Source organism: Pseudomonas sp. Bc-h, assembly GCF_002080045.1.
Lineage (GTDB): Bacteria > Pseudomonadota > Gammaproteobacteria > Pseudomonadales > Pseudomonadaceae > Aquipseudomonas.
Window position 1 is genome coordinate 81,730 of the sequence record NZ_MUIN01000006.1, and the last position, 25,616, is coordinate 107,345.

The 25,616-nt window shown below is 61.4% G+C and carries 21 protein-coding genes; 10 read left to right on the forward strand and 11 right to left on the reverse strand.

Going from position 1 to position 25,616, the window contains the following annotated elements:
* Nucleotides 1-1,775: 1,775 nt before the first annotated feature.
* The 6 genes from BWR59_RS10915 to cra form a co-directional block, all read right to left on the reverse strand.
* Entirely contained in the window at nucleotides 1,776-2,546 is a 771-nt protein-coding gene (locus tag BWR59_RS10915) for an alpha/beta fold hydrolase (RefSeq protein ID WP_081565651.1), read from the reverse strand.
* The gene (locus BWR59_RS10920; RefSeq protein WP_081565652.1) at nucleotides 2,530-3,651 is read right to left on the reverse strand and encodes a DUF3182 family protein; all 1,122 of its coding nucleotides are present in this window, start codon (nucleotides 3,649-3,651) and stop codon (nucleotides 2,530-2,532) included. Before BWR59_RS10920 ends, BWR59_RS10915 begins: the two co-directional genes overlap by 17 nt.
* A gap of 139 nt (nucleotides 3,652-3,790) precedes the next feature.
* Nucleotides 3,791-4,174, reverse strand: coding sequence for a Rho termination factor N-terminal domain-containing protein (locus BWR59_RS10925; protein WP_081565653.1), 384 nt, complete (start codon nucleotides 4,172-4,174; stop codon nucleotides 3,791-3,793).
* A 103-nt stretch (nucleotides 4,175-4,277) separates the two neighbouring features.
* On the reverse strand, nucleotides 4,278-4,706 hold the full coding sequence (locus tag BWR59_RS10930) for a low affinity iron permease family protein (protein ID WP_081565654.1): 429 nt from the start codon (nucleotides 4,704-4,706) through the stop codon (nucleotides 4,278-4,280).
* A 95-nt stretch (nucleotides 4,707-4,801) separates the two neighbouring features.
* Nucleotides 4,802-5,587: a TatD family hydrolase gene (locus BWR59_RS10935; RefSeq protein ID WP_081565655.1), complete on the reverse strand. Its 786-nt coding sequence runs from the start codon at nucleotides 5,585-5,587 to the stop codon at nucleotides 4,802-4,804.
* Nucleotides 5,584-6,579, reverse strand: coding sequence for a catabolite repressor/activator (cra, locus tag BWR59_RS10940; RefSeq protein WP_081565656.1), 996 nt, complete (start codon nucleotides 6,577-6,579; stop codon nucleotides 5,584-5,586). The genes BWR59_RS10935 and cra overlap by 4 nt, the downstream gene beginning before the upstream one ends.
* Nucleotides 6,580-6,911: 332 nt before the next feature.
* On the opposite strand from cra, the gene ptsP reads away from it, so the two are divergent.
* The 5 genes from ptsP to BWR59_RS10965 all read left to right on the forward strand — a co-directional run bounded on the left by ptsP (nucleotide 6,912) and on the right by BWR59_RS10965 (nucleotide 15,274).
* On the forward strand, nucleotides 6,912-9,773 hold the full coding sequence (gene ptsP / locus BWR59_RS10945; protein ID WP_081565657.1) for a phosphoenolpyruvate--protein phosphotransferase: 2,862 nt from the start codon (nucleotides 6,912-6,914) through the stop codon (nucleotides 9,771-9,773).
* Nucleotides 9,773-10,711, forward strand: a complete 939-nt coding sequence (pfkB, locus tag BWR59_RS10950; protein WP_081565658.1) for a 1-phosphofructokinase — start codon at nucleotides 9,773-9,775, stop codon at nucleotides 10,709-10,711. The genes ptsP and pfkB overlap by 1 nt, the downstream gene beginning before the upstream one ends.
* A 32-nt stretch (nucleotides 10,712-10,743) precedes the next feature.
* Complete coding sequence (locus BWR59_RS10955) at nucleotides 10,744-12,480, forward strand: PTS fructose-like transporter subunit IIB (RefSeq protein ID WP_081565659.1); 1,737 nt, start codon at nucleotides 10,744-10,746, stop codon at nucleotides 12,478-12,480.
* 85 nt (nucleotides 12,481-12,565) lie between these two features.
* Nucleotides 12,566-14,128 carry an alkaline phosphatase D family protein gene (locus BWR59_RS10960; protein ID WP_081565660.1) on the forward strand — a complete coding sequence of 521 codons (1,563 nt, stop codon included), beginning with the start codon at nucleotides 12,566-12,568 and terminating at the stop codon, nucleotides 14,126-14,128.
* 204 nt (nucleotides 14,129-14,332) lie between these two features.
* Nucleotides 14,333-15,274: an AEC family transporter gene (locus BWR59_RS10965; RefSeq protein ID WP_081565661.1), complete on the forward strand. Its 942-nt coding sequence runs from the start codon at nucleotides 14,333-14,335 to the stop codon at nucleotides 15,272-15,274.
* A gap of 77 nt (nucleotides 15,275-15,351) precedes the next feature.
* Here BWR59_RS10965 and BWR59_RS10970 read toward each other — a convergent pair whose 3' ends face one another.
* The 5 genes from BWR59_RS10970 to gatC form a co-directional block, all read right to left on the reverse strand.
* Nucleotides 15,352-16,404 carry a calcium/sodium antiporter gene (locus BWR59_RS10970; RefSeq protein WP_081565662.1) on the reverse strand — a complete coding sequence of 351 codons (1,053 nt, stop codon included), beginning with the start codon at nucleotides 16,402-16,404 and terminating at the stop codon, nucleotides 15,352-15,354.
* A gap of 53 nt (nucleotides 16,405-16,457) precedes the next feature.
* Nucleotides 16,458-16,832 (reverse strand): septal ring lytic transglycosylase RlpA family protein, encoded by a 375-nt coding sequence (locus BWR59_RS10975; protein WP_081565663.1) that lies wholly within the window; start codon nucleotides 16,830-16,832, stop codon nucleotides 16,458-16,460.
* Between the two features lie 162 nt (nucleotides 16,833-16,994).
* Nucleotides 16,995-18,440: an Asp-tRNA(Asn)/Glu-tRNA(Gln) amidotransferase subunit GatB gene (gene gatB / locus BWR59_RS10980; protein WP_081565664.1), complete on the reverse strand. Its 1,446-nt coding sequence runs from the start codon at nucleotides 18,438-18,440 to the stop codon at nucleotides 16,995-16,997.
* Between the two features lie 11 nt (nucleotides 18,441-18,451).
* Nucleotides 18,452-19,903, reverse strand: a complete 1,452-nt coding sequence (gatA, locus tag BWR59_RS10985) for an Asp-tRNA(Asn)/Glu-tRNA(Gln) amidotransferase subunit GatA (protein WP_081565665.1) — start codon at nucleotides 19,901-19,903, stop codon at nucleotides 18,452-18,454.
* 15 nt (nucleotides 19,904-19,918) lie between these two features.
* A complete protein-coding gene (gene gatC / locus BWR59_RS10990; protein ID WP_081565666.1) occupies nucleotides 19,919-20,206 on the reverse strand; it encodes an Asp-tRNA(Asn)/Glu-tRNA(Gln) amidotransferase subunit GatC in 288 nt (95 codons plus the stop codon).
* A 207-nt stretch (nucleotides 20,207-20,413) separates the two neighbouring features.
* On the opposite strand from gatC, the gene mreB reads away from it, so the two are divergent.
* The 5 genes from mreB to rng all read left to right on the forward strand — a co-directional run bounded on the left by mreB (nucleotide 20,414) and on the right by rng (nucleotide 25,490).
* Nucleotides 20,414-21,451, forward strand: a complete 1,038-nt coding sequence (gene mreB, locus BWR59_RS10995) for a rod shape-determining protein MreB (protein WP_020292894.1) — start codon at nucleotides 20,414-20,416, stop codon at nucleotides 21,449-21,451.
* Nucleotides 21,452-21,640: 189 nt separating this feature from the next.
* A complete protein-coding gene (mreC, locus tag BWR59_RS11000) occupies nucleotides 21,641-22,807 on the forward strand; it encodes a rod shape-determining protein MreC (RefSeq protein WP_081565667.1) in 1,167 nt (388 codons plus the stop codon).
* Nucleotides 22,807-23,298 carry a rod shape-determining protein MreD gene (gene mreD, locus BWR59_RS11005; protein WP_037012599.1) on the forward strand — a complete coding sequence of 164 codons (492 nt, stop codon included), beginning with the start codon at nucleotides 22,807-22,809 and terminating at the stop codon, nucleotides 23,296-23,298. Before mreC ends, mreD begins: the two co-directional genes overlap by 1 nt.
* 126 nt (nucleotides 23,299-23,424) lie before the next feature.
* Nucleotides 23,425-24,036, forward strand: a complete 612-nt coding sequence (locus tag BWR59_RS11010; protein ID WP_081565668.1) for a nucleoside triphosphate pyrophosphatase — start codon at nucleotides 23,425-23,427, stop codon at nucleotides 24,034-24,036.
* Nucleotides 24,033-25,490 (forward strand): ribonuclease G, encoded by a 1,458-nt coding sequence (gene rng, locus BWR59_RS11015; protein WP_081565669.1) that lies wholly within the window; start codon nucleotides 24,033-24,035, stop codon nucleotides 25,488-25,490. Before BWR59_RS11010 ends, rng begins: the two co-directional genes overlap by 4 nt.
* Nucleotides 25,491-25,616 lie beyond the last annotated feature (126 nt).

A 25,616-nucleotide genomic window follows, 5' to 3' on the forward strand; every position in this document is an offset into this window, starting at 1 on the left:
AAAATCCTGTGACAGGCACAAAGCCTGGGGGAGCTGCTGGAGCTGTGCGACAGCCGCGAAAGCGGTGGGTCAGTCACAGTGGAGTCGCCTGATATACCGCTATCGCTGCCGTCGTGACCTCCGGCGTCTCCCACAGGTTTTGCAGCGTGACGAAAATCCTTTGACCGGGATAAAGCCTGTGGGAGCTGCTGGAGCTGTGCGACAGCCGCGAAAGCGGTGGGTCAGGCACAGTGGAGTGGCCGGATGTACCGCTATCGCTGCCGTCGTGACCTCCGGCGTCTCCCCAGGTTTAGCAGGGTGGCGACATCTCGCGACTGGCACGAGACTCGTGGGAGCTGCTGGAGCTGTGCGACATCCGCGATAGCGGTCGGTCAGGCACAGTGGAGTGGCCTGATATACCGCTATCGCTGCCGTCGTGACCTCCGGCGTCTCCCACAGGTTGTGTAGCGCGGCGAAATCTCGCGACTGATACGAGACCTGTGGGAGCTACTGGAGCTGTGCGACAGCCGCGAAAGCGTTGGGTCAGTCACCGTTGAGTCGCCGGATGTACCGCTATCGCTGCCGTCGTGACCTCCGGCGTCTCCCACAGGTTGTGTAGCGCGGCGAAATCTCGCGACTGGCACGAGACCTGTGGGAGCTACTGGAGCTGTGCGACAGCCGCGAAAGCGGTGGGCAGTCACCGTCGAGTGGCCGGGTGTGCCGCTATCGCTGCCGTCGTGACCTCCGGCGTCTCCCCAGGTTTAGCAGGGTGGCGACATCTCGCGACTGGCACGAGACCTGTGGGAGCTGCTGGAGCTGTGCGACATCCGCGATAGCGGTCGGTCAGGCACAGTGGAGTGGCCTGATATACCGCTATTGCTGCCGTCGTGACCTCCGGCGTCTCCCACAGGTTGTGTAGCGCGGCGACATCTCGCGACTGGCACGAGACCTGTGGGAGCTGCTGGAGCTGTGCGACAGCCGCGATAGCGGTGGGTCAGTCACTGTCGAGTGGCCGGATGTACCGCTATCGCTGCCGTCGTGACCTCCGGCGTGTTCCACAGGTTTAGCAGCGTGGCGAAAATCCTGTGACCGGCACAAGGCCTGTGGGAGCTGCTGGAGCTGTGCGACAGCCGCGTAAGCGGTGGGTCAGGCGCAGTGGAGTAACCAGATGTACCGCTTCGCTGCCGTCGTGACCTCCGGCGTCTCCCACAGGTTGTGTAGCGCGGCGAAATCTCGCGACTGGCACGAGACCTATGGGAGCTACTGGAGCTGTGCGACAGCCGCGAAAGCGGTGGGTCAGGCGCAGTGGAGTAACCAGATGTACCGCTTCGCTGCCGTCGTAACCTCCGGCGTCTCCCACAGGTTTGGCAGCGTGACGAAATCTCGCGACTGGCACGAGCCCTGTGGGAGCTGCTGGAGCTGTGCGATAGCCGCGAAAGCGTTGGGTCAGTCACCGTCGAGTGGCCGGGTGTGCCGCTATCGCTGCCGTCGTGACCTCCGGCGTGTTCCACAGGTTTAGCAGCGTGGCGAAAATCCTGTGACCGGCACAAGGCCTGTGGGAGCTGCTGGAGCGGCGTGTTCCACAGGTTTAGCAGCGTGGCGAAAATCCTGTGACCGGCACAAGGCCTGTGGGAGCTGCTGGAGCTGTGCGACAGCCGCGATAGCGGTGGGTCAGTCWCTATCGAGTGGCCGGATGTACCGCTATCGCTGCCGTCGTGACCTCCGGCGTCTCCCACAGGTTTTGTAGCGTGACGAAATCTCGCGACCGACACGAAACCTGCAGGGGTTATCCTGACTCAGGAATACGCCGCCGAATGATGCGGGTAATCCACAAGCCGCGAGCCGATGACCATCTCGCTGATCCAGTCAGTCAACAGCGTCGTGTAGGCATGCTGACTGGTGTCGCTGCTCAGCCCATGATCGGCGCCATCAAGCAGGCGATAGGTCAGCGAATGGGCCATATCGAATGCGGTGCGGTAACTCATCAGCGTCGCGTGGGGTACGTAGTCGTCCTGTTCCGATTCCACCAGCAGCACATCACCCTGGAAATCCTTGCACGCCGCCAGAGCACGGTTATCTGCGGCGGTCACGGCCGAGCGGCGATAGTGCGCGAGTTTGTCCCGGTCCAGCGCCTGTTTGGGCATGTCCCAGTCGGCGTCCCAGTACAGCGCCGGCACTCTCAACGCCAGCCAGCGCACAGGCCGCATGCCACTGAGGATGGTTGCCAGATACCCACCGTAACTGCTGCCGATCACCGCGATCGCGTTGTTGTCCACAGCGGGATGGCTGGCGAGTCGGTCGTAGGCGGCCAACAGGTCTTCCATGCTGTGCTCGCGAGAGACCGAGGCGCGCATTTCGTGGGTGCGTTCATGGCCGCGCAAATCGAAGGTCAGGCACACGCAACCCAGACCGGTGATGTTCTTCGCTCGCGCCAGATCGCGCTGCTGGCTGCCGCCCCAACCATGGACAAAAAGGATGCCTGGCATTTTCGCGCCGGGGGTGAGGATGGTGCCGGAGATGTGGTCGTCGCTGACGCTGATGTCGATGGTTTCACTGCGTACGGTCATAAGGCTGGACCTGTGTGAATTTGCTGATAAGGCCGACCTCTGGGTCGTCGCCTTCGTAGAGAACGTGGGCATCGGCAGGCAATGTGGTCTGCCCGTAGATCTCGTGGCTGGAGGCGCGAATGCGCTGTAAGGCAGGGTCGGCAGCGAACGCCACCAACGCCTCCACCTCGGCCGGGCTGGCACCACCAATGCGCCACGACTGTTCCAGCACCCCTGAACACACCTCGCCGCGGGAGTTGGTGCCGTGGGCGATGTCGTAGTTGCGGCGTGAGGCGAGGAAGTCGGGAAAGCAATCCAGCGCCGCTTTTTCGTAGCTCATGGCTTGGGTAACCGAACGGCGTACGTCGTCATCCAGATCGAGCTTGAGCAGTTCGTCGTAGTCGCCTCGCACTAGCCATAGCTGTGAGCCACCGTAGACCGTCTCGCCATTGTTGTCTTGTGTCAGGCTCTGGGTGCCGTGATAACTGACCATGATGCCCGCGACCTGCACCTGGCCGACGCTGTAGGTGATCACATCGCTCAGATCCTCTTCCAGCACCAGCCCCCATTCCTCGACCTCGGCCATGTCCTGGTCGGCGATGGCCTTGTCCAGATCGGCTTCGGAATTGACCACGACCTGACCGCGACCCGCTGTGGCCAACACGGGTTTGACCCGCACCGGCCCATCTTTGAGCAAATGGCGGCCCGCGCGTCTGGCATCGGCCTCATTGAACACGCTGAACCCTGTCAGAACCGCGTCGGCCGCTTCTTCAAAAAAGCGCTCGGACCACCCCGGCGGCTGGGCCGTGGCGTCCTTGAGCAGGGGATGAGAGATGGCTTTGGTCGCCATGAACGGGTAGTCGATCAAACCACCGAAGAAGTCATCGACGCTGCGAATGTTAAGCGCATCGCCTTCTTTTTTGCCGATCAAGGTGTCGGAGGGGATGTAGTAGGGGGCCTGACCCTTGTGTAGCGCTGGGTCGTAGGCTCCGACGAATCTGGCGCCCAGCAGCCTGGCGATGCGCTCGCCCAAAGCTTGCTGAACCACGGTTTCGTGAGTCGCGAGTTTTTTGTGGGTGGCCAGCAGAACGACTTCAGACTTTGCAGTGCTGCGTGATCCGCTCATGGGCGAACTCCCTGTTGGCGCTTGTTTGTAGGTGACGCCTGCTGAAATCCCGGAGCGGTCCGGCTTGTCGGCGGTGGCGATCGCGAATGTGCCGCCGTCGGCAAGCCCGACCGCTACATAGGAACAGCCATCGGCAACATCACGCTGCCTTGCGAATAGCGCTGATCAATTCTTGCTTGGTCATGGTCGAGCGACCCGAAATATTCAGACCCCGCGCCCGCTGCATCAGATCGACCTTGGTCTGTGAGTCCAAAGACTGGCCGCTGCTGTTGCGCGGGGAACCATGCTTAGCCGCGACGGCTCGTTTAGCCGAGTCTTTGCGATCATGGGATTTAGCAGTGGCGGACTTTTGGGTCCCTGAGCCACCTTTCTTCTCGCCGCCGCCAGACTGTTTGTTCACGGTAGCCCACGCGCGGGCTTCGGCTTCACCCTTGCTCACGCCTTTGGACTCGTAGCTGTCCTCTATGTGGGCAGCTTTGTGTTTCTGTTCGGTGGTGTACTTGGCTTTGTTTTGAGTGGGCATTTTTCATTCTCCCGGATCATTTTCTTACCGCCATCCGCCATGCAGGATTTGCGGCCTTCATGGGTTATGAAGGCCATAGGACCTTGTAGTTCCTGGCGTCTGATCAATGGTTGGCGATCTGGCCCGAATCTTTTCCTGCGTCATCCGCATCACATTTTGGGAAAGGTTTGGTGTGATCCATGTCGTGATCTTCCCCCATTGCCTTGTATTTCTTGCGCAGCTCGCGCAGCTCCTTTTGATCCAGGTTATCCAGGCTCAGTACCGCATTCTGCGCATCCTTGGTCACGCGAAGCAGTTCATCGATCTTGATGTGCAACTCATCGGTATCGCGGTTCTGGGTGTTCTGGATCAGGAACACCATGAGGAAGGTGATGATGGTGGTCGACGTATTGATGATCAGTTGCCAGGTGTCGTTGTAGTGAAACAGCGGGCCCGTCGCAGCCCAGATGCAGATCAGCAGCACAGCAACAAGAAAGGTCCGGGGGCTGCCGGTCCATTTCGACAAGGCCTGTGCGAACTTCGAGAATTTCATTGCCGGTATCCTTAGCTATCGAGAAGAGATAAGCAAAGGACCTCAGCGGTGGTTTGAAATTTCTTTTTACAAATTAAATTCGGGCAGGCGGCGGGTCAGTTCCAGCCGAACACTTCATTCGCACTGGCGGTGCTCGCCTCGGCCAGGCGTTCGGCAGGGATGTTCATGAGCTCGGCCAATGCTGTGCAGATAGCCGGCAGGTGCTCCGGGGTGTTGCGTATGCCTGGATACATGGCAGGTGCCATGTCTGGCGAATCGGTTTCCAGCACCACGCTGTCGAGCGGCAGTTCGGCGATGACCCGGTGCATGCGCAACGCCTGAGGCCAGGTCGCCGCGCCACCCAGCCCGAGTTTGAAACCGAGCTTGATGTATTCCTTTGCTTCCTCACGGCTCCCGGCAAACGCATGAACGATGCCGCTGCGCCTGAGCTTGAAGCGCTTCAGGGTGGCGATAGTGTCAGCATGGCTGCGGCGAACGTGGAGCAGGGCAGGAAGGTTGAAATCGGCGGCCATTTGCAACTGACTGTCGAAGGTCTTTTGCTGTTGCTCCCGGTCCAGCGATTCGACGTAATAATCCAGCCCTATTTCGCCAACGGCGCAGAGCTTGGGATGGCCCGCCAGGGCTGCCAGTCGGTCACGCAGTTCTTGCAGATGTTCCGGGCGGTGCTCATCGAGGTAGATCGGGTGCAGCCCCAGTGCGGCGTACACCTGAGGCTCACTCAGTGCCAGATCCCACACCCGTTGCAGATTGCGCTGATAGACCCCCAGTACCACCATCCGCTCCACACCCAGATGCTTGCAGTGATTGAGCACTGCCTGGCGATCTGCATCGAAATCGTCGAAATCCAGATGAGTGTGGGTGTCGATCAGCGTCACGATCAGGCCTCGTGAATTCGCTGTTTGAACGTGCGCACGATGGCATGTACGCCAGGTTCGTACTGATCTTGCTCAACGGCGGAGAGTGCCAATGCCAGCGCTTTTTCGGCGATCAGCTGATGTTGCTGAGCCATGGCGTTGACCGGCAGCGGCAGGAAGTCCAGCAACTGCGTGTCACCGAAAGTGCCCAGATGCAGTTGATCGGGGTTCAGGCGGCGCTGTTGCAGCAGATCGAACACTCCCTGCAGCAGAACGTAGGAGGTGGTGACCAGCGCATCGGGGAAATACCCAAGGCCATCCAGCATCTGGCCCGCGATCTGCAAACCACAGTCGCGGCTGAACGACTCGCCATGCTCGATGATCACCGATCCCTTGAAACCGTCCAGTGCGTCCTCGAAACCGCTGGCACGGGCCTTACTGACGCTCAGTTCAGGGCGTGCTCCGATCAGCGCAATGTGTTTGGGCCGGATTTCCAGGAGGCTACGGGTCAACTGCTGGCTGGCATCGTGGTCGTCGCTGACCACCGAGCAGAAATGTGCCGGGTCCATTTCGCGGTCGATGGCAATCACCGGAATGCCCTGTTTTTGCAGTTCGCGATAGCTGTCATCGCTGGCGGGCAGGCAGCTGGCGACGAACAGTGCATCGCAGCGCCGGGCGCGGAACAGCTGCAACAGTTGCAACTCGCTGATGGGATCGTCGTCGGAGCTTGCGATCAGCAACTGATAACCTCGCGCTCGAGCGCCTTGCTCCAGTTGCTTGGCAATGCGGGCATAGCTGGGGTTTTCCAGGTCCGGCAGGATGAAGCCCAATGTGCGGGTGTGCCGACTGCGCAGGCCGGCGGCTTGCGGATTTGGGCGGAAACCATGGGCTTCGACCACCGCACGCACGCGCTCGACCGTCGCATTGCTGATGCGCTGCTGTTCGGCCTTGCCGTTGATCACGTAGCTGGCGGTGGTGACGGACACACCGGCCAGACGCGCAATATCACTGAGTTTCAAACGAACATTCCTTTTGTTTTTCGCAGATGTCGTGAAAGTGCCAGGGATTTTCACCGATTCGCGGCCATCATTACAGCAGACCTTCGCGATGAGTGAAGGTCCCGGGTTTTTTAGGACGGTTCCTACACCAATCGACCGGATGAGCTTCAATCCGCAGAGATTATCGAGTAACGTGCCCGCCCATCTAGATTAAACGATTCAGCAAGCCTTTTTACGGCTGAAGTCGAGTGAGAACGCCGGTCTGATATCCAGCGTTTTTGCGGTAACTGACCGTGTACGAGCGGTCCTACAACAAAAATCAGGCGCGACCGTGCGCTGCACAGGAGAAAGGCATGCTCGAGCTGACCGTTGAGCAAATTTCCATGGACCAGACTGCTGTGGATAAGTCCGCAGCGCTGCAGTTGCTCGCTGATCTGCTAGTCACTGATGGGCTTGTTGCGCCCGGCTACCTGCAAGGTTTGCAGGCCCGCGAACAGCAGGGCTCGACCTTTCTCGGGCAGGGCATCGCCATTCCTCACGGCACGCCGCAAACCCGTGATCAGGTATACGCCACCGGCGTGCGACTGATGCAGTTTCCGCAGGGGGTGGACTGGGGCGATGGGCAGATGGTCTATCTGGCCATCGGCATTGCCGCCAAGTCCGACGAGCACCTGCGCCTGCTGCAACTGCTGACCCGTGCTCTCGGCGAAACCGATCTGGGCGAAGCGCTGCGTCAGGCGAAGAGTCCCGAGGCGCTGCTCAAACTGCTGCAAGGCGCACCGCAGGAGCTGGCGCTGGACGCGCAGATGATCAGCCTCGGCGCGTCGGTCGATGACTTCGAAGAACTGGTCTGGCGCGGTGCGCGTTTGCTGCGCCGCGCCGAATGCGTGAACAACGGTTTCGCCGCTGTATTGCAACAGGTCGAGCCACTGCCGCTCGGGGATGGCCTCTGGTGGCTGCACAGCGAGCAGATGGTCAACAAACCGGGACTGGCGTTCGTCACCCCGGACAAGCCGATGCGTCATCTGGGGCAAGCACTGACCGGGCTGTTCTGCCTGGCCAGCCTTGGCGAGTCCCATCAGGCATTGCTCGAGCGCCTTTGCGCGTTGCTGATCGAAGGTCGCGGCCATGAACTGGGCCAGGCGACGAGTAGTCGCGCGGTCCTGCAAGCGCTGGGCGGTGACGTGCCACCAGACTGGCCGAGCGAGCGCGTAGTGCTCGCCAATGCTCATGGTCTTCATGCACGCCCGGCGAAGATCCTCGCGCAGTTGGCCAAGAGTTTCGAAGGCGATGTGCGAGTGCGGATCATCGATTCGACGGAAAACCCGGTGTCTGCCAAAAGCCTGAGCAAATTGCTGAGCCTTGGTGTGCGTAGGGGTCAGGCGCTGGAGTTCATTGCCGAGCCCGCCGTTGCAGACGATGCCTTGCCTGCGCTGATTGCCGCAGTACTTGACGGCCTGGGTGAGGAGATCGAACCGCTGCCCACCGAATCCGCGCCGACGCCCATCGCCGCCATCGTTGAAAAATCCCTGTCAGTCCCGGCTGCCGGCTCGCAGATACAGGCCGTGCCCGCAGCGCCAGGTATCGCGACTGGCCCGGCCCATGTGCATGTTCTGCCGGTGTTCGATTACCCACTGAGGGGGGAGTCCTTCAGCACTGAGCACCGACATCTGCACTCGGCACTGGCGCAAGTACGCGAAGATATCGAAGGCCTGATCCAGCGCAGCACCGCCAAGGCCATCCGCGAGATTTTCGTCACCCACCAGGAAATGCTCGACGACCCCGAACTGGTGGACGAAGTCGCCTTGCGTTTGAAGCAGGGTGAAAGCGCGGCAGCCGCGTGGATTAACGTGATCGAGGCGGCAGCGCAACAACAGGAACAACTCAAGGACGCACTGCTTGCCGAGCGCGCCGCCGACCTGCGCGATGTCGGTCGCCGAGTGCTGGCGCAGATCTGTGGGGTCGACGATCTGGTCGAGCCGCAGGAACCCTACATTCTGGTGATGGACGAAGTAGGCCCCTCCGATGTGGCGCGACTGGACCCGGCGCGAGTGGCTGGGATTCTCACTGCTCGCGGCGGCGCCACCGCACACAGTGCAATCGTCGCGCGGGCGTTGGGCATTCCGGCGCTGGTCGGCGCTGGCGATGCGGTGCTGCTGATCAAGTCCGGCACCCCGTTGTTGATCGACGGCCAGCGCGGCCGTCTCGACGTCGCGCCGGATGACCAGACGCTGCAACGCGCACTGCGCGACCGCGACACCCGCGAGCAACGCCTGAAAGCCGCTGCTGCGCTGCGCATGGAACCAGCGATCACCAAAGATGGCCACCCGGTCGAAGTGTTCGCCAACATCGGCGACAGCGCCGGTACGCCAGCGGCGGTGGAGCAGGGCGCCGAAGGCATTGGCCTGCTACGAACCGAATTGCTGTTCATGGCCCACAGTTGCGCGCCTGACGAAGCGACGCAAGAAACCGAATACCGCCGCGTGCTCGACGATCTCAAAGGCCGGCCGCTGGTGGTTCGCACCCTCGACGTCGGCGGCGACAAACCCTTGCCGTACTGGCCCATCGACAAGGAAGAAAACCCTTTCCTCGGCGTGCGCGGCATTCGCCTGACATTGCAGCGCCCGGACGTGATGGAAAGCCAGTTGCGTGCCCTGTTGCGCGCTGCCGACAACCGCCCGTTGCGCATCATGTTTCCCATGGTCGGTACCGTTGAGGAATGGCGTCAGGCGCGGGACATGACCGAGCGTCTGCGCCTGGAAATCCCGGTGGCGGATCTGCAACTGGGGATCATGATCGAAGTGCCGTCTGCCGCGTTGCTGGCGCCAGTGCTGGCCAAGGAAGTGGACTTCTTCAGCGTCGGCACCAATGACCTGACGCAGTACACCCTGGCCATTGACCGCGGCCACCCAACCTTGTCGGCTCAGGCTGACGGCCTGCATCCGGCGGTGCTGCAACTGATCGACATCACGGTGCGCGCGGCCCATGCCCACGGCAAATGGGTCGGGGTGTGTGGCGAACTGGCGGCGGACCCGTTGGCGGTGCCGGTGCTGGTCGGCCTGGGTGTGGATGAATTGAGTGTCGCGGCGCGCAGTGTTGGCGAGGTCAAGGCCTGCGTGCGCGATTTGAATGTGATCGGGGCCCGACAGCTGGCGCAAGCCGCGCTGGCGGTCGGCAGCGCCGCTGAAGTGCGTGCCCTCGTGGAGGGGCTGTAATGGCGAAAATTCTGACATTGACCATGAACCCAGCGCTGGACCTGACCGTACAGTTGGGCCCGTTGCACGTCGGCCAGGTCAACCGCAGCGAAGCGATGCTCTGTCACGCGGCGGGCAAAGGCATCAACGTCGCCCAGGTGCTGGCTGATCTCGGGCATGAACTGACAGTGGCCGGATTTCTCGGCGTCGATAATCAGCAGCCGTTCGAATCGCTGTTTGCCAAGCGCGGTTTTGTCGATGAGTTCGTGCGGGTGCCGGGCGAGACTCGCAGCAATATCAAGCTGGCCGAAAGCGGTGGCCGGATCACCGATCTGAATGGCCCTGGGCCCGAGGTCAGCGTTCAGGCGCAACAGGCGCTGGCCACTCGTGTCGAGCAGATTGCCGGCGATTTCGATGCCGTCGTCGTGGCGGGAAGTCTGCCCCGTGGTGTCGATGCCCAGTGGCTGAAAACGCTGTTGCTGCGCCTCAACGACATGGGCTTGAAAGTGGCGCTGGACACCAGCGGCGAAGCCTTGCGCGCAGGCCTCGAAGCCTCGCCGTGGCTGATCAAGCCCAACACCGAAGAGCTGGCCGATGCGCTGGACGCGCCGATCATCTCTATCGCGGCGCAGGCTGCGGCCGCCGCCGCATTGCGTCAGCGCGGCATCGAGCATGTGGTGATTTCTCAGGGCGCAGAGGGCGTGCACTGGTTCAGCTCAAGCGTTGCCTTGCAGGCGCTGCCGCCGAAGGTCACGGTCGCCAGCACCGTGGGCGCGGGGGATTCGCTGTTGGCGGGCATGGTTCATGGCCTGCTGCTTGGCAGCAAGCCCGAGCAGACCTTGCGCACGGCCACGGCAATTGCGGCGATGGCAGTGACCCAGATCGGTTTCGGCATCAACGACACTGTGCAACTCAAGCGGCTGGAAGGCGGCGTCAGCGTGCGCGCACTGACCGAATGACGCCTGTAGAGAACAAGAAGAGAGGAAGTGTAATGAAGTTAGCCATTGTTACGGCCTGTCCGAACGGCAAAATCAGCAGTGTCCTCAGCGCTCGCTTGCTCGATGCGGCGGCGCAGCGTCAGGGCTGGAGCACCTGTGTCGAAGTGCACGACCCGCGTCATCCGGAAAAACAGCTGTCCGCCGCCGACATCGAAGCCGCCGACTGGGTGCTGGTGGTCAACACCGGGCCGCTGGATCTCACGCGTTTCTCCGGCAAGCGCCTGCATCAATCGACCCCGGCCCAGGCGTTGCAGGATATCGATGGTTTCCTGCGTTCGGCGAGCGAACTGGCATCGCTCTATGTCGCCAGCGACGTTGCACAACCAGCGCCTGCCGCTAACGCAACGCCTCGCCTGGTGGCCGTGACCGCATGTCCAACTGGCGTAGCCCACACGTTCATGGCGGCCGAGGCGATCCAGCAGGCCGCCATAAAACTCGGTTACGACCTGCAAGTGGAAACCCAGGGCTCTGTAGGCGCGCGCAATCCGCTCAGCGCCCAGGCCATTGCCGACGCCGACGTGGTGCTGCTCGCTGCGGACATCGAAGTTGCGACCGAGCGTTTTGCCGGTAAGCGCATCTATCGCTGTGGCACCGGCATCGCGCTGAAACAATCTGAAGCGACTCTGAAAAAGGCGCTAGCCGAGGGCGAAGTCGAATCTGCGCTAGCAGCAGCGAAAGGCCCGGCGAAGAAGGACAAGACTGGCGTCTACAAACACCTGCTGACCGGCGTGTCGTTCATGCTGCCGATGGTGGTGGCGGGCGGTTTGCTGATCGCGCTGTCGTTCGTGTTCGGCATCACCGCGTTCAAGGAACAGGGCACCCTCGCGGCTGCGCTGATGCAGATCGGCGGCGACGCAGCCTTCAAGCTGATGGTGCCGCTGTTGGCGGGTTACATCGCTTACTCCATCGCTGATCGACCGGGCCTTGCGCCGGGCATGATCGGCGGCCTGCTCGCCAGTACCCTGGGGGCTGGCTTCATCGGCGGCATCATCGCTGGTTTCCTGGCAGGCTACAGCGCTGCGGCGATCAATCGCTACGCGAAATTGCCGGCGAGTGTCGAAGCCCTCAAGCCGATCCTGATCATCCCGCTTCTGGCGAGTCTGTTTACTGGCCTTGTGATGATCTACGTGGTCGGCAAACCGGTCGCCGGCATGCTTGAAGGCCTGACCCACTTCCTCGACAGCATGGGCACCACCAACGCGATCCTGCTGGGCGTGCTGCTCGGCGCGATGATGTGCGTCGATCTTGGCGGGCCGATCAACAAGGCTTCGTATGCGTTTTCGGTAGGCCTGTTGGCGTCGCAGAGTTATGCGCCGATGGCCGCTGCGATGGCGGCCGGCATGGTCCCTCCCATCGGCATGGGCATCGCCAGTGTCATCGCCCGCAACAAGTTCGCCCAGAGCGAGCGTGAGGCTGGCAAGGCGGCGTTCGTGCTGGGGCTGTGTTTCATCTCTGAAGGCGCGATTCCGTTTGCCGCGAAAGACCCGTTACGGGTGATTCCGGCAAGCGTCGTCGGCGGCGCGCTGACTGGAGCATTGTCGATGTTCTTCGGCTGCAAGCTCATGGCGCCCCATGGCGGGCTGTTCGTGATGCTGATCCCGAATGCGATCAACCATGCGTTGCTGTACCTGCTGGCAATCGTCGTCGGCAGCGTGGTGACGGGCGTGTTGTACGCGGTGTTGAAGCGCCCGGAAGTCGTGGAGCTGGATGCAGTGCCTGCCGGCGCTTGAGCGCCGGCAACCTGCTCGCTGTCACATTCTCCCAACAATCCATTGTTAGGTTCCTCTCTTTGGTATTCGCCTGAGGAGGATAGAAATGACCCGGTTCGACCTGACACGCCGTCGCATCATTCAAGCCGCTGGCGCCGGATTGCTCTTGCCGGGCCTGGCGCCTGCGGTCATTGCATCGGTCAAGGACCGTCCGAAGATGACCGATGGCGTGCAGTCCGGTGACCTGCAAGGCGATCGCGCCATGGTCTGGAGCCGCAGTGATCGCCCGTCGCGGATGGTGGTCGAGTGGGACACCCGCAGCATGTTCAGCAACCCGCGTCGCTCGGTCTCGCTGCTGGCCGATCAGCGCACCGACTTCACCGCCCGCGTCGAACTCACCGGTTTGCCGACCGATCAGGCGATTTTCTATCGGGTGTTCTTTGAAGATGCCCAGACCGGCGTCGTCAGCGAACCCTGGTTCGGCCACCTGCGCAGCGTCCCACAAGCCCGTCGCGACATTCGTTTCGTCTGGAGCGGAGACACCGTGGGCCAAGGCTTCGGCATCAACCCGGAGATCGGCGGCATGCGCATCTACGAGGCCATGCGCCTGCGTCTGCCAGACTTTTTCATCCACAGCGGCGACACCATTTATGCCGACGGCCCGGTGCCTGCCGAAGTGGTCACGGAGAACGGGCGCATCTGGCGCAACATCACCACCGAAGAGAAGAGCAAGGTTGCCGAAACCCTCGACGAATATCGCGGCGCCTACCGCTACAACCTGATGGATGAAAACCTGCGCCGCTTCAACGCCGAGGTCCCGCAGATCTGGCAGTGGGACGACCACGAAGTGAGCAACAACTGGTCGCCGAGCAAGCAACTGGACGAGCGCTACAAGGTCAAGGACATCCAGTTGCTGGCATCTCGCGGGCGTCAGGCGTTTCTCGAGTACGCACCGATGCGTTTGCAGAGTGCCGATAACGGCGGGCGCGTTTACCGCAAGCTCAGCTACGGGCCGATGCTCGATGTGTTCGTGCTCGACATGCGCAGTTACCGCGATGGCAACGACGCCAACCTCGCCGACAAACCGGGGCCGACCACGGCCTTTCTCGGGCGTGAGCAACTGGACTGGCTCAAGCGCGAATTGCAGGCGTCCAGCGCGCAGTGGAAGGTCATTGCCGCTGACATGCCCATCGGCCTGGGCGTACCGGACGGTGAAGTCAGCCCTGGTGTCATGCGTTGGGAAGCGATTGCCAACACCGACAATGGCGCGCCCAAAGGCCGTGAGCTGGAAGTTGCCGAACTGCTCGGGTTCCTGCGCCAGCAGAAGATTCGCGACACCGTGTGGCTGACTGCTGACGTGCATTACTGCGCAGCGCACCACTATCATCCGGAACAGGCCGTGTTCCAGGATTTCGATCCGTTCTGGGAGTTCGTCGCCGGGCCTTTGAATGCGGGCAGTTATGGGCCGAACACGCTGGACAAGACCTTCGGCCCGGAGCTTGTGTTCCAGAAAGCCCCGCCGGCTCAGAACACCTCGCCCTTTGCCGGGTTTCAGTTTTTCGGCGAGGTGAACATCGATGGGCAGAGCGGCGAAATGACTGTGACCCTGCGCGATCTGGATGGCGTGTCGGTGTTCGAGAAAAAGCTCGCGCCTGCTATTCCCGTCTGAAGCCACCCTCACTGTAGCTGTCCGGCTTGCCGGCGGTAGCGATTGTGCCAACCCCACCGCCGGCACGCGGGACTGCTACAGGACGGTGCTCATCAGGCGCCATCAAAATCAATAGTTGTACGATCACTAAGCAATTCCCGGTAACACTTAGCCGCCTGCTGGCCTATCATTAGCCACCTAACGACGGCTCAGGGTTTGGCGTGCATGCTGGCAATCTTTTGGGAGACCCTGAACATCACCGCACCGGTATTCGCCATGCTGTTTCTCGGCGTGGTGCTCAAGCGTGTCGGCTGGATCAACGACAGCTTCATTCACACTGCATCTTCGCTGGTCTTCAACTGCACAATGCCTGCGTTGCTGTTCCTCGGCATTATCCACGCTGACCTGCATGCGGCCTTGCAACCCGGCGTGCTGATCTACTTCATTGTCGCCACCCTGCTGGGTTTTGCGCTGGTCTGGGGCTGGGCGATCTATCGCGTACCCTTCGTCGAGCGCGGGATTTACGTGCAAGGGGCGTTTCGTGGCAATAACGGCGTCATCGGCCTCGCGCTGGCAGCGAGCATGTACGGCGACTACGGCATCTCCCTCGGCGCGATCCTCGCCGCGTTGGTCATCCTGTTCTACAACACGCTCTCTACCGTGGTGCTGGCCGTGTACAGCCCGGTGATCAAGTCCGACCCCTGGAGCATCTGCAAGAGCGTGCTCGCCAACCCGCTGATCATCAGCATCGTCGCGGCTACGCCTTTTGCTTATTTCGGGATCGGGTTGCCCAAGTGGCTCGACACTTCCGGCAGCTACCTGGCGCAGATGACGCTGCCGCTGGCGTTGATGTGCATCGGCGGCACACTGTCGCTGAAATCATTGCGCGAAAGCGGCACCTTGGCGGTCAGCGCGAGCATGATGAAAATGGTCTGGCTGCCGCTGATCTGCACCATCGGCGCCTGGCTGTTGGGCTTTCGCCATGCGGAGTTGGGGATTCTGTTTCTGTACTTCGGCGCACCGACGGCGTCCGCCAGTTTCGTCATGGCCCGCGCGGCGGAAGGCAATCACGAACTGGCTGCGTCGATCATCGTCATGACCACCCTGGCGGCGGCGGTGACCACCAATATCGGAGTTTTCATTCTGCAGTGGGGTGGATGGATTTAAGCCGCACGTATCGAGGCTTGATGCGCCGCTTCGGGCGTGGCCCCAATCCTGTGGGAGGGAGCTGCATCTTCCGAGTTCTAGTGCTGCCGTCGCCACGCCCTGACGGTGCCAACCAGAACGCACACCCCCAACACCGGCAGGGCATAGTGAATCATCAGCCGCTCCAGCCTGTCCGCGAGCGGCATGCCGGTGGTGAACGAGATGATGTGCAGGCCGTACACCGCGTACAGCCCCAGTAACAGCAAGCCTTCGAGCCGCGTGATGCGATACCCGGAGTAGAACAGGGGTAGGCATAACACGGCGACACCCAGCATCACCGGCAGGTCGAAATCCAGCGCGTTGGGGGAGATCGACAATGGCGCCGAGGCGATCAGTGATGTGATGCCCAGGACGCCCAGCAGGTTGAACAGGTTGCTGCCAATGATGTTGCCCACTGCGATGTCCCGTTCTCCGCGAAGGGCCGCAATCAGCGAAGTCATCAGCGCGGGCAGCGAGGTGGCAACGGCAATCACTGTCAGGCCGATCACCCGTTCCGATAGCCCCAGATCCTGAGCGACGACGACCGCCGCTCCGACCAGCAGATGACTGCCCAGAATCAATGACGCCAGGCCGCAGGACATCAGCGCCAGACGGCCGAGAATGGGCCAGGTCTTGCGTCTGGTTGGCGCGTCTGGCGTCGCAGAATGCCGAGCACCGTGAGCGAACTGGCGGATCACCACCGCCAGATAACCGGCCATGGCAATCAGCAGAATCACGCCATCAAGACCACTCAGCACGCCGTTCCACGCCAGCACCGCAACCAATGCCGTGGCGCCGATCATCAATGGCAGATCGACCCGCACCAGTTGCCGCGCGACACGCAACGGAATGATCAGCGCCGACAAGCCAAGGGTCACCAGAATGTTGAAGATATTGCTGCCAATCACGCTGCCCACGGCAATGTCGGTGCTGTCGGTGAGCGCCGCCTGAAGGCCGACAGCCATTTGCGGCGCGCTGCTGCCCAGGGCAATGACGGTCAGGCCGAGGAACAGCGGGCGGGTTTTCAGCAGGGCAGCCAGAACCACGGCAGCACGCACCGACAGTTCAGCACCGATGATCATCAGCAGCAGCCCACCGATCAGTTCGATCAGAGTGGGCAGAGGCAGGGTAGAGAAGGCGAGAATTCAGGGCACCTTTGGATAGGTCAGTCGTCGAGGGCTTGCACCCGCACTTGGGCGGTTCCGCTGCGCAGCATACCCAATTGCGCGGCGGCTGCGCGGGATACGTCGATCAACCGGCCTCGCGTATGCGGGCCGCGATCGTTGATGCGGACGATGACCTTGCGATCATTGTCCAGATTGGTGACTTGCACGCGCGTACCGAATGGCAATTGGCGGTGCGCGGCAGTCAGGGAATTTTGGTCGAAACGCTCGCCGCTGGCGGTGCGTTTGCCTTGGTGGCGAGACCCGTAATACGAGGCGCCGCCGGTGGCGTTATAACCGTGTGGATCGATGATGCCTTCGCTGGCACAACCGGCCAGCAGGGAGAGCAGGGCGCAAGCGCCGAGGAGCCGCCACATGAATGCAGTCCTTTTATCGTGGGTTGGCCAGCAGGGAATTCCGGTTGCTGAGGCCCCTATAGCAGCCCGGCTTGCCGGCGGTAGCGATCATGAGGTCACCACCGCCGGCAAACGGAACACCGCCCGGCCGGACTGCTACAGAGGCTCAGCGACGCAGATTGATCAACCTTCCAGCTTGCGCTTCAACAGTTCGTTGACCTGAGCCGGGTTGGCCTTGCCTTTGGACGCCTTCATCGCCTGGCCGACGAAGAAGCCGAACATCTTGCCGCGTTTGGCTTCATCGGCCGCACGGTACTGTTCGACCTGCTCGGCGTTGGCCGCCAGCATGTCATCCAGAATCGACTCGATGGCGCCGCTGTCGGTCACTTGCTTCAGGCCGCGCTTATCGATGATCTCATCGGCGCTGCCTTCACCATTGGCCATGGCCTCGAAAACCATCTTGGCGATCTTGCCGGAGATGGTGTTGTCGGTGATGCGCTGCAGCATGCCGCCCAGTTGCTCGGCGCTGACCGGCGATTCATCGATCTCGACGCCTTGCTTGTTCAGCAGCGAACCCAGTTCGACCATGACCCAGTTCGCGGCAAGTTTCGCGTCGCCGGCAATGCTCACCACCTTCTCGAAGTAATCCGCCTGTTCGCGGCTGGAAGCCAGCACGCTGGCGTCATACAGCGAAAGGCCGAACTGCGACTGGAAACGCTCGCGTTTCTGCGGCGGCAGTTCCGGCAGGCTGGCGCGGGTCTTCTCAAGGAACGAGTCCTCGATGATCACCGGCAGCAGATCAGGATCGGGGAAGTAACGGTAGTCGTTGGCTTCTTCCTTGCTGCGCATGGCGCGGGTTTCGTTGGTGTTCGGGTCGTACAGGCGAGTCTGTTGAATGACTTTGCCACCGTCTTCGATCAGGTCGATCTGGCGCTGGATTTCGCTGTTGATCGCCTTCTCGATGAAGCGGAACGAGTTGACGTTCTTGATCTCGCAGCGGGTGCCGAATTCGACCTGGCCTTTCGGGCGAATCGAAACGTTGCAGTCGCAACGCAGCGAGCCTTCGGCCATGTTGCCGTCGCAGATGCCCAGGTAGCGGACCAGCGCGTGCATGGCCTTGACGTAGGCGACCGCTTCCTTGGCCGAACGCATGTCCGGCTCGGAGACGATTTCAAGCAGCGGCGTACCGGCGCGGTTCAGGTCGATACCGGTCATGCCGCTGTAGTCTTCGTGCAGGCTCTTGCCGGCGTCTTCTTCAAGGTGGGCGCGAGTCACGCCGATGCGCTTGATGGTGCCGTCTTCCAGGGTGATGTCCAGGTGGCCCTTGCCGACGATCGGCAGTTCCATCTGGCTGATCTGATAACCCTTCGGCAGATCCGGGTAGAAGTAGTTCTTGCGGGCGAACACGTTGTGCTGACCGATCTCGGCGTCGATGGCCAGGCCGAACTTGACCGCCATCTGCACGGCTTCCTTGTTCAGCACGGGCAGCGTGCCGGGCATGCCCAGGTCGACGAGGCTGGCCTGGGTATTAGGCTCGGAGCCGAACGTGGTGGCGCTACCGGAGAAAATCTTCGATTGGGTGGTGAGCTGGGTGTGAATCTCCAGCCCGATGACGACTTCCCATTGCATGCGTTTTCTCCTTAGAAGCCTTCAGGCGAGCGAGTGTGCCAGTCGGTAACCAATTGATACTGGTGAGCGACGTTGAGCAAGCGGCCTTCCTGGAAGTACGGCGCCAGCAATTGCACGCCAACCGGCAGGCCGTCGGCGAAACCGGCAGGCATCGACAGACCCGGCAGGCCCGCGAGGTTCGCGGTGATGGTGTAGAAGTCTTCCAGGTACTCGGCAATCGGGTCGGCGTTCTTGGCGCCGATCTTCCAGGCCGGGTTCGGCGTGGTAGGGCCCAGGATCACATCGACTTCGGCGAAGGCGTTCATGAAGTCGTTCTTGATCAGGCGACGTATCTTCTGCGCCTGCAGGTAATACGCGTCGTAGTAACCGGCGGACAGGGCGTAGGCGCCGACCATGATCCGGCGCTGCACTTCCGGCCCGAAGCCTTCGCCACGGGAGCGTTTGTACAGATCGGTCAGGTCTTTGGGGTCTTCGCAGCGATAGCCGAAGCGCACGCCGTCGAAACGCGACAGGTTGGAAGAAGCCTCTGCCGGAGCGATCACGTAATAGGCAGGGATCGCGTGTTGCAGGTTCGGCAGGCTGACTTCCTTGACCACGGCGCCAAGCTTCTTCAGCTCTTCGACGCTGGCCATCACCAGGTCGGCGATGCGGGGGTCGAGCCCTGCACTGAAGTATTCCTTCGGCACGCCGATGCGCAGGCCTTGCAGCGAGCCGTTGAGGCTGGCGCTGTAATCGGGCACGGGTTCGTCGATGCTGGTGGAGTCATTGATGTCGAAACCGGCCATGCCTTGCAACAGCAGGGCGCAGTCTTCGGCGGTGCGCGCCATCGGACCGGCCTGATCCAGGCTCGACGCGTAGGCGATCATGCCCCAGCGCGACACGCGACCGTAGGTCGGTTTCAGGCCGGTGAGGTTGGTCAGAGCAGCCGGTTGACGAATCGAACCGCCGGTGTCGGTGCCGGTGGCGGCAGGTAACAGACGAGCGGCAACCGCGGCGGCCGAACCGCCGGACGAGCCGCCCGGTACGTGCTCAAGGTTCCACGGGTTCTTCACCGCGCCGTAGTGGCTGGACTCGTTGGCCGAACCCATGGCGAATTCGTCCATGTTGGTCTTGCCCAGGGTCACAGTGCCAGCCGCAGCCAGCTTGGCCACTATGGTGGCATCGTACGGCGCCTTGAAGTTGTCGAGCATCTTCGAGGCACAGCTGGTGCGGATGCCCTTGGTGCAGAACAGGTCCTTGTGCGCCAGCGGGGCGCCCAGCAGCGCGCCAGTCTCACCAGCGGCACGACGGGCGTCAGCGGCCTGGGCTTGAGTGATGGCCAGGTCTTCGGTGACGGAAATGAAGCTATTGAGCTGCGGGTCCAGCTGGGCGATACGCGCCAGCAGGTTGCGGGTCAATTCTTCGGAAGAAAACTTTTTATCGGCGAGTCCGCGAGCGATCTCTGCCAGAGTCATTTGATGCATTGCAGGCTCATTCCCTTAGTCGATGACTTTCGGAACCAGATAAAGGCCGTCTTCGACCGCTGGTGCGATGGCTTGATAGGAATCGCGATGATTGGCTTCGCTGACCACGTCTTCACGCAGGCGTTGCGATGCTTCAAGCGGGTGCGCAAGGGGTTCGATACCGGTAGTGTCGACCGCCTGCATCTGGTCGATCAGCCCGAGAATGCTGTTCAGTGCTTCAGTAGTACGCGGGATATCGGCGTCATTGAGACCCAGTCGGGCCAGATGAGCGATTTTTTCCACGTCGGAGCGATCAAGCGCCATGGGGTTCTCCAGTGGAATGCGCACGGAATCAACCGTACGTCAGATTGCGGAACACTACGCTGTTTAAACGGTCATAAGGCCGCGAACGTCGAGGGTAGTGCTCGGAAAAACAGCCAATTTAACATATTGGCTCCTTGCCCAAAATCCCTGTCGTTGTTAGAGTTTGCCGCACTTTTTTACCCACGCGTTCCCTAGGGTCCCTTTCCCATGTTCAAGAAACTGCGTGGCATGTTTTCCAGCGATCTTTCCATCGACCTGGGCACTGCCAACACCCTTATTTACGTGCGTGAGCGCGGTATTGTCCTGAACGAGCCATCGGTTGTGGCCATTCGGACCCACGGAAATCAGAAGAGCGTCGTTGCTGTCGGGATGGAAGCCAAGCGTATGCTGGGCCGTACCCCGGGCAACATCGCTGCCATTCGTCCGATGAAAGACGGCGTTATCGCCGATTTCAGCGTGTGCGAAAAAATGCTCCAGTATTTCATCAACAAAGTTCACGAAAACAGTTTCCTGCAGCCAAGCCCTCGCGTGCTCATCTGCGTTCCGTGCAAATCCACCCAGGTTGAGCGTCGCGCGATTCGCGAATCGGCCCTGGGTGCCGGTGCACGTGAAGTATTCCTGATCGAAGAGCCAATGGCCGCTGCCATCGGTGCCGGCCTGCCGGTTGAAGAAGCTCGCGGTTCGATGGTTGTCGACATCGGTGGTGGTACCACTGAAATCGCCCTGATCTCCCTGAACGGTGTGGTGTATGCCGAATCCGTTCGCGTCGGTGGCGACCGTTTCGACGAAGCGATCATCACCTATGTGCGTCGCAACTACGGCAGCCTGATCGGTGAATCCACCGCAGAGCGCATCAAGCAGGAAATCGGCACTGCCTACCCGGGCGGCGAAGTGCGTGAAGTCGACGTCCGCGGCCGTAACCTGGCCGAAGGCGTGCCACGTGCCTTCACTCTGAATTCCAACGAAGTGCTGGAAGCGTTGCAGGAGTCTCTGGCGACCATCGTTCAGGCCGTCAAAAGCGCCTTGGAGCAGTCTCCGCCAGAGCTGGCATCGGACATCGCCGAGCGCGGTCTGGTGCTGACCGGTGGTGGTGCGTTGCTGCGTGACCTGGACAAGCTGCTGGCTCAGGAAACCGGCCTGCCGGTAATCGTCGCCGAAGACCCGCTGACCTGCGTTGCTCGTGGCGGTGGTCGTGCGCTGGAAATGATGGACAAGCACACCATGGACCTGCTCTCCAGCGAATAAGTCGCCGGATTGCTCCATGATGTCGAACGGGTGGCGCTTATGGCGCTGCCCGTTTGTGCCTGACCTGTTGACGTCTCCTCTTGATGTTGCAAGTCTTGCACACCTTCTTTCCGTCAATCCGCACCAGGCCGGTTTCATGTCGCATGAATAATCACAGCCAAACTCAAGCATCCCTGGAAGGAGCGGCCCATTAAACCGCTTTTCTCAAAGGGCCCGTCGCTGGGCGTTCGTCTGTTGGTGCTGGTCGTCCTGTCTGTGGCCGTCATGGTCGTGGACGCGCGTTTCACCCTGCTCAAACCCGTGCGCAGCCAGATGTCCCTGGTCTTGATGCAGTCCTACTGGATCGCCGACCTGCCCGAACGCCTGTATCAGGGCGTCGCCAGCCAGTTTGGCAGCCGTACCGAGCTTGCCGCCGAAAACGAAAAACTCAAGACCGAGAACCTGCTGCTGCAAGGCCGCCTGCAAAAGCTCGCCGCCTTGACCGAGCAAAATGTGCGTCTGCGTGAGTTGCTCAATTCTTCTGCGCTGGTCAACGAGAAAGTCGAAGTCGCCGAGCTGATCGGCATGGACCCCAACCCCTTCACCCATCGCATCATCATCAACAAGGGTGAGCGGGACGGCGTGGTATTGGGGCAGCCAGTACTCGATGCGCGTGGACTGATGGGGCAGGTGGTCGAATTGATGCCGTACACCTCCCGTGTCCTGCTGCTCACCGACACCACCCACAGCATCCCCGTGCAGGTGAATCGCAACGGCTTGCGCGCCATCGCCAGTGGTACCGGCAACCCGGAGCGCCTGGAACTGCGTCACGTGGCCGACACCGCTGACATCAAGGAAGGCGACCTGCTGGTGAGTTCCGGTCTGGGGCAGCGCTTCCCCGCCGGGTATCCGGTGGCGACGGTCAAGGAAGTCATTCATGACTCCGGTCAGCCCTTTGCCATCGTTCGCGCCGTCCCGACTGCCGCACTGAACCGCAGCCGTTATCTGCTGCTGGTGTTCTCCGACGGGCGCTCCCCTGAAGAGCGCGCTGCCGATGCGGCGCAACAGCAGGAATCGCTGGACCGCCAGGCGGCTGATCCTTCCGCAGTGCCTTCGGCGACTGTTCCGGGTGCCGCACCGGCTGCCACGCCGAACAAGCCTGTCGTTCCGGCGACCGTGCCCAAACCTGCTGCCGCCGGCCACAGCACGCCCGCAACCCCGGCGGCGTCAACGGCTGCTCCCGCTGCAGCACCGGCGGCAACACCCGCCAAGCCCACTGCAAGCAAACCGCCCGCCAAGCCCGTTGCCAAACCTGCAACGCCTAAATCGGCGACGCCGGCTGCCGCCCCTGCGGCGACACGCGAGAGGGAAGAATAATGGCTCGTCACGCTCCCGCGCGAAACGGCTGGGTAGTCTGGTTGACCTTCGTCATCGGTCTGCTGCTCAGTGTTTCGCCGCTCCCGCAATTCATGGAAATTTTTCGCCCGCTGTGGCTCGCGCTGCTCCTGGCGTTCTGGGCGTTGGCCTTGCCACACAAGATCGGCATGGTCACAGCCTGGATGCTGGGGCTGGCCGAGGATGTGCTGTATGGCACGCTGTTGGGGCAGAACGCGTTGATCCTGACGCTGATCACCTTTCTGGTGTTGTCGCTGCAGCAGCGTCTGCGGATGTTCCCGATGTGGCAGCAATGCCTGGTGATTCTGGTGATCTTCGGTCTCGCGCAGTTGGTCCAGCTGTGGCTCAGCGCACTAACCGGCAACCGCCAGCCGACCCTTGCCCTCGTATTGCCGGCGCTGGTCAGTGCCTTGCTCTGGCCGTGGGTCAGTTACGGCCTGCGCGGACTGCGCCTGCGTTTGAAGATCAACTGAGCCGAAGGGCTTCGAACGGTTGGCGCTTTCAAGGGCGCCACCGCCGGCAAGCCGGACTGCTACAGGACCAAGCCCCACGGCTTTGAGGTTCGCCTAAGCTTGTGATCAATGACACGGAGACGTCCCATGCCACAACTTCTACTCGCCTCCGGCTCCCCGCGCCGTCGTGAATTGCTCGCACAGATCGGCGTGCCGTTCACCACGCTCAGCGCCGATATCGACGAAACCCCTTTCAAAGACGAAACCCCAGCCGCGTACGTCGAGCGTCTGGCTCGGGGCAAGGCAGACGCCGGCCTGCTGCAGCTCGCCAATGATCCCGCTTACTCCACCGCCTGCGTACTTGGCGCCGATACCGCCGTGGTTCTCGAGGGGCGCATTCTCGGCAAGCCTGTCGATGAAGCCGACGCGCTGGCGATGCTCGCCGCCTTGTCGAATCGCGAACATGAAGTCCTGACAGCCATCGCCGTGGTCGACGAAAAGCACTGCGAAACCCGGGTGGTGAGCAGCCAGGTGCGTTTCCGTGCGATTACAACCGAAGAAGCCCGTGCCTACTGGGCCAGTGGCGAGCCGTGCGATAAAGCGGGCAGCTACGGGATTCAGGGTCTTGGCGCCGTCTTCGTGGAAAACCTTGCGGGCAGCTATTCCGCGGTGGTGGGGCTGCCGTTATGCGAAACCGCAGAAATACTTCAGCGTTTCGGCATACCCTGTTGGCAATGCCTGGAAGGTGAGAAGCCATGAGTGAAGAGATTCTGATCAACATCACGCCGATGGAGTCGCGCGTGGCCGTCGTCGAGAACGGGGTTTTGCAGGAGGTTCACGTCGAACGCACCCAGCGTCGCGGGATCGTCGGCAACATCTACAAGGGCAAAGTGGTGCGCGTGCTGCCTGGCATGCAGGCAGCGTTCATCGACATTGGTCTGGATCGCGCGGCATTCATTCATGCTTCGGAAATCTCGATGCGTGAGGGCCCGGCAGTTGAAACCATCAGCTCGCTGGTGCATGAAGGCCAGAGCCTCGTCGTGCAGGTCACCAAGGACCCGATCGGCAGCAAAGGCGCGCGCCTCACCACTCAACTGTCCATTCCGTCGCGCTATCTGGTGTACATGCCGCGCACGGCGCATGTCGGTATTTCCCTGAAAATCGAAGACGAAGCCGAGCGCGAGCGCCTCAAGCAGGTGGTCAGCGATTGTGTTGCCAAGGAGGGGATCAAGGAGAAGGGCGGTTTCATCCTGCGCACGGCTGCCGAGGGCGCCGGGGCCGATGAAATCATGATGGACATCCGCTACCTGCGGCGCTTGTGGGACCAGATTGGCGAGCAGATCAAGACCATCAGCCCGGCCAGCGTGATCTACGAAGACCTTGGCCTGGCGCTGCGCACCCTGCGCGATCTGGTCAGCCCGCGCATTGAGAAGATTCGCATCGATTCGCGGGAAACCTTCCAGAAGACTACTCAGTTCGTGGCCGAGTTGATGCCGGAAATCGCCGACCGCCTGGAGCACTACCCAGGCGAACGGCCGATTTTCGACCTGTACGGCGTCGAAGACGAAATCCAGAGAGCACTGGATCGCAAGGTGCCGTTGAAATCCGGTGGCTACCTGGTGATCGATCCGGCGGAAGCGATGACCACCATCGACGTCAACACCGGGGCGTTCGTCGGCCATCGCAACCTCGAAGAAACCATCTTCAAGACCAACCTTGAAGCCGCGACCGCCATCGCCCGCCAGCTGCGCCTGCGCAACATCGGCGGGATCATCATCATCGATTTCATCGACATGGAGGATGGCGAGCATCAGCGTCAGGTGCTGCGCACGTTGGAGAAGCAGCTGGAGCGCGACCACGCCAAGACCAACATCATCGGCATCACCGAGCTGGGTCTGGTGCAGATGACCCGCAAGCGCACCCGTGAAAGCCTTGAGCAGGTGCTGTGCGAGCCGTGCAGCAGTTGTCAGGGCCGCGGCAAGCTGAAAACCCCTGAAACCATATGCTATGAGATCTTTCGCGAGATTTTGCGCGAAGCTCGCGCCTATCAGGCCTTGGGGTACAGGGTGCTGGCGAACCAGAAAGTGGTTGATCGCCTGCTCGATGAAGAGTCGGGTAACGTGGCGGAGCTTGAGGTGTTCATCGGTCGGACCATTCGTTTTCAGGTCGAAACCATGTACTCCCAGGAACAATACGACGTTGTGCTGCTCTGAGTGTGCTCAAGGGCCGCGGTGCAGAGCATCGCCTGGCTGTTGAGCCCGGCAGATCAAGCCCGGCAGCGGGCCGACGGCAAGGATGCCCTTCAAAGAGAACTATGCGTGGCGAATGAGCACTTCCCG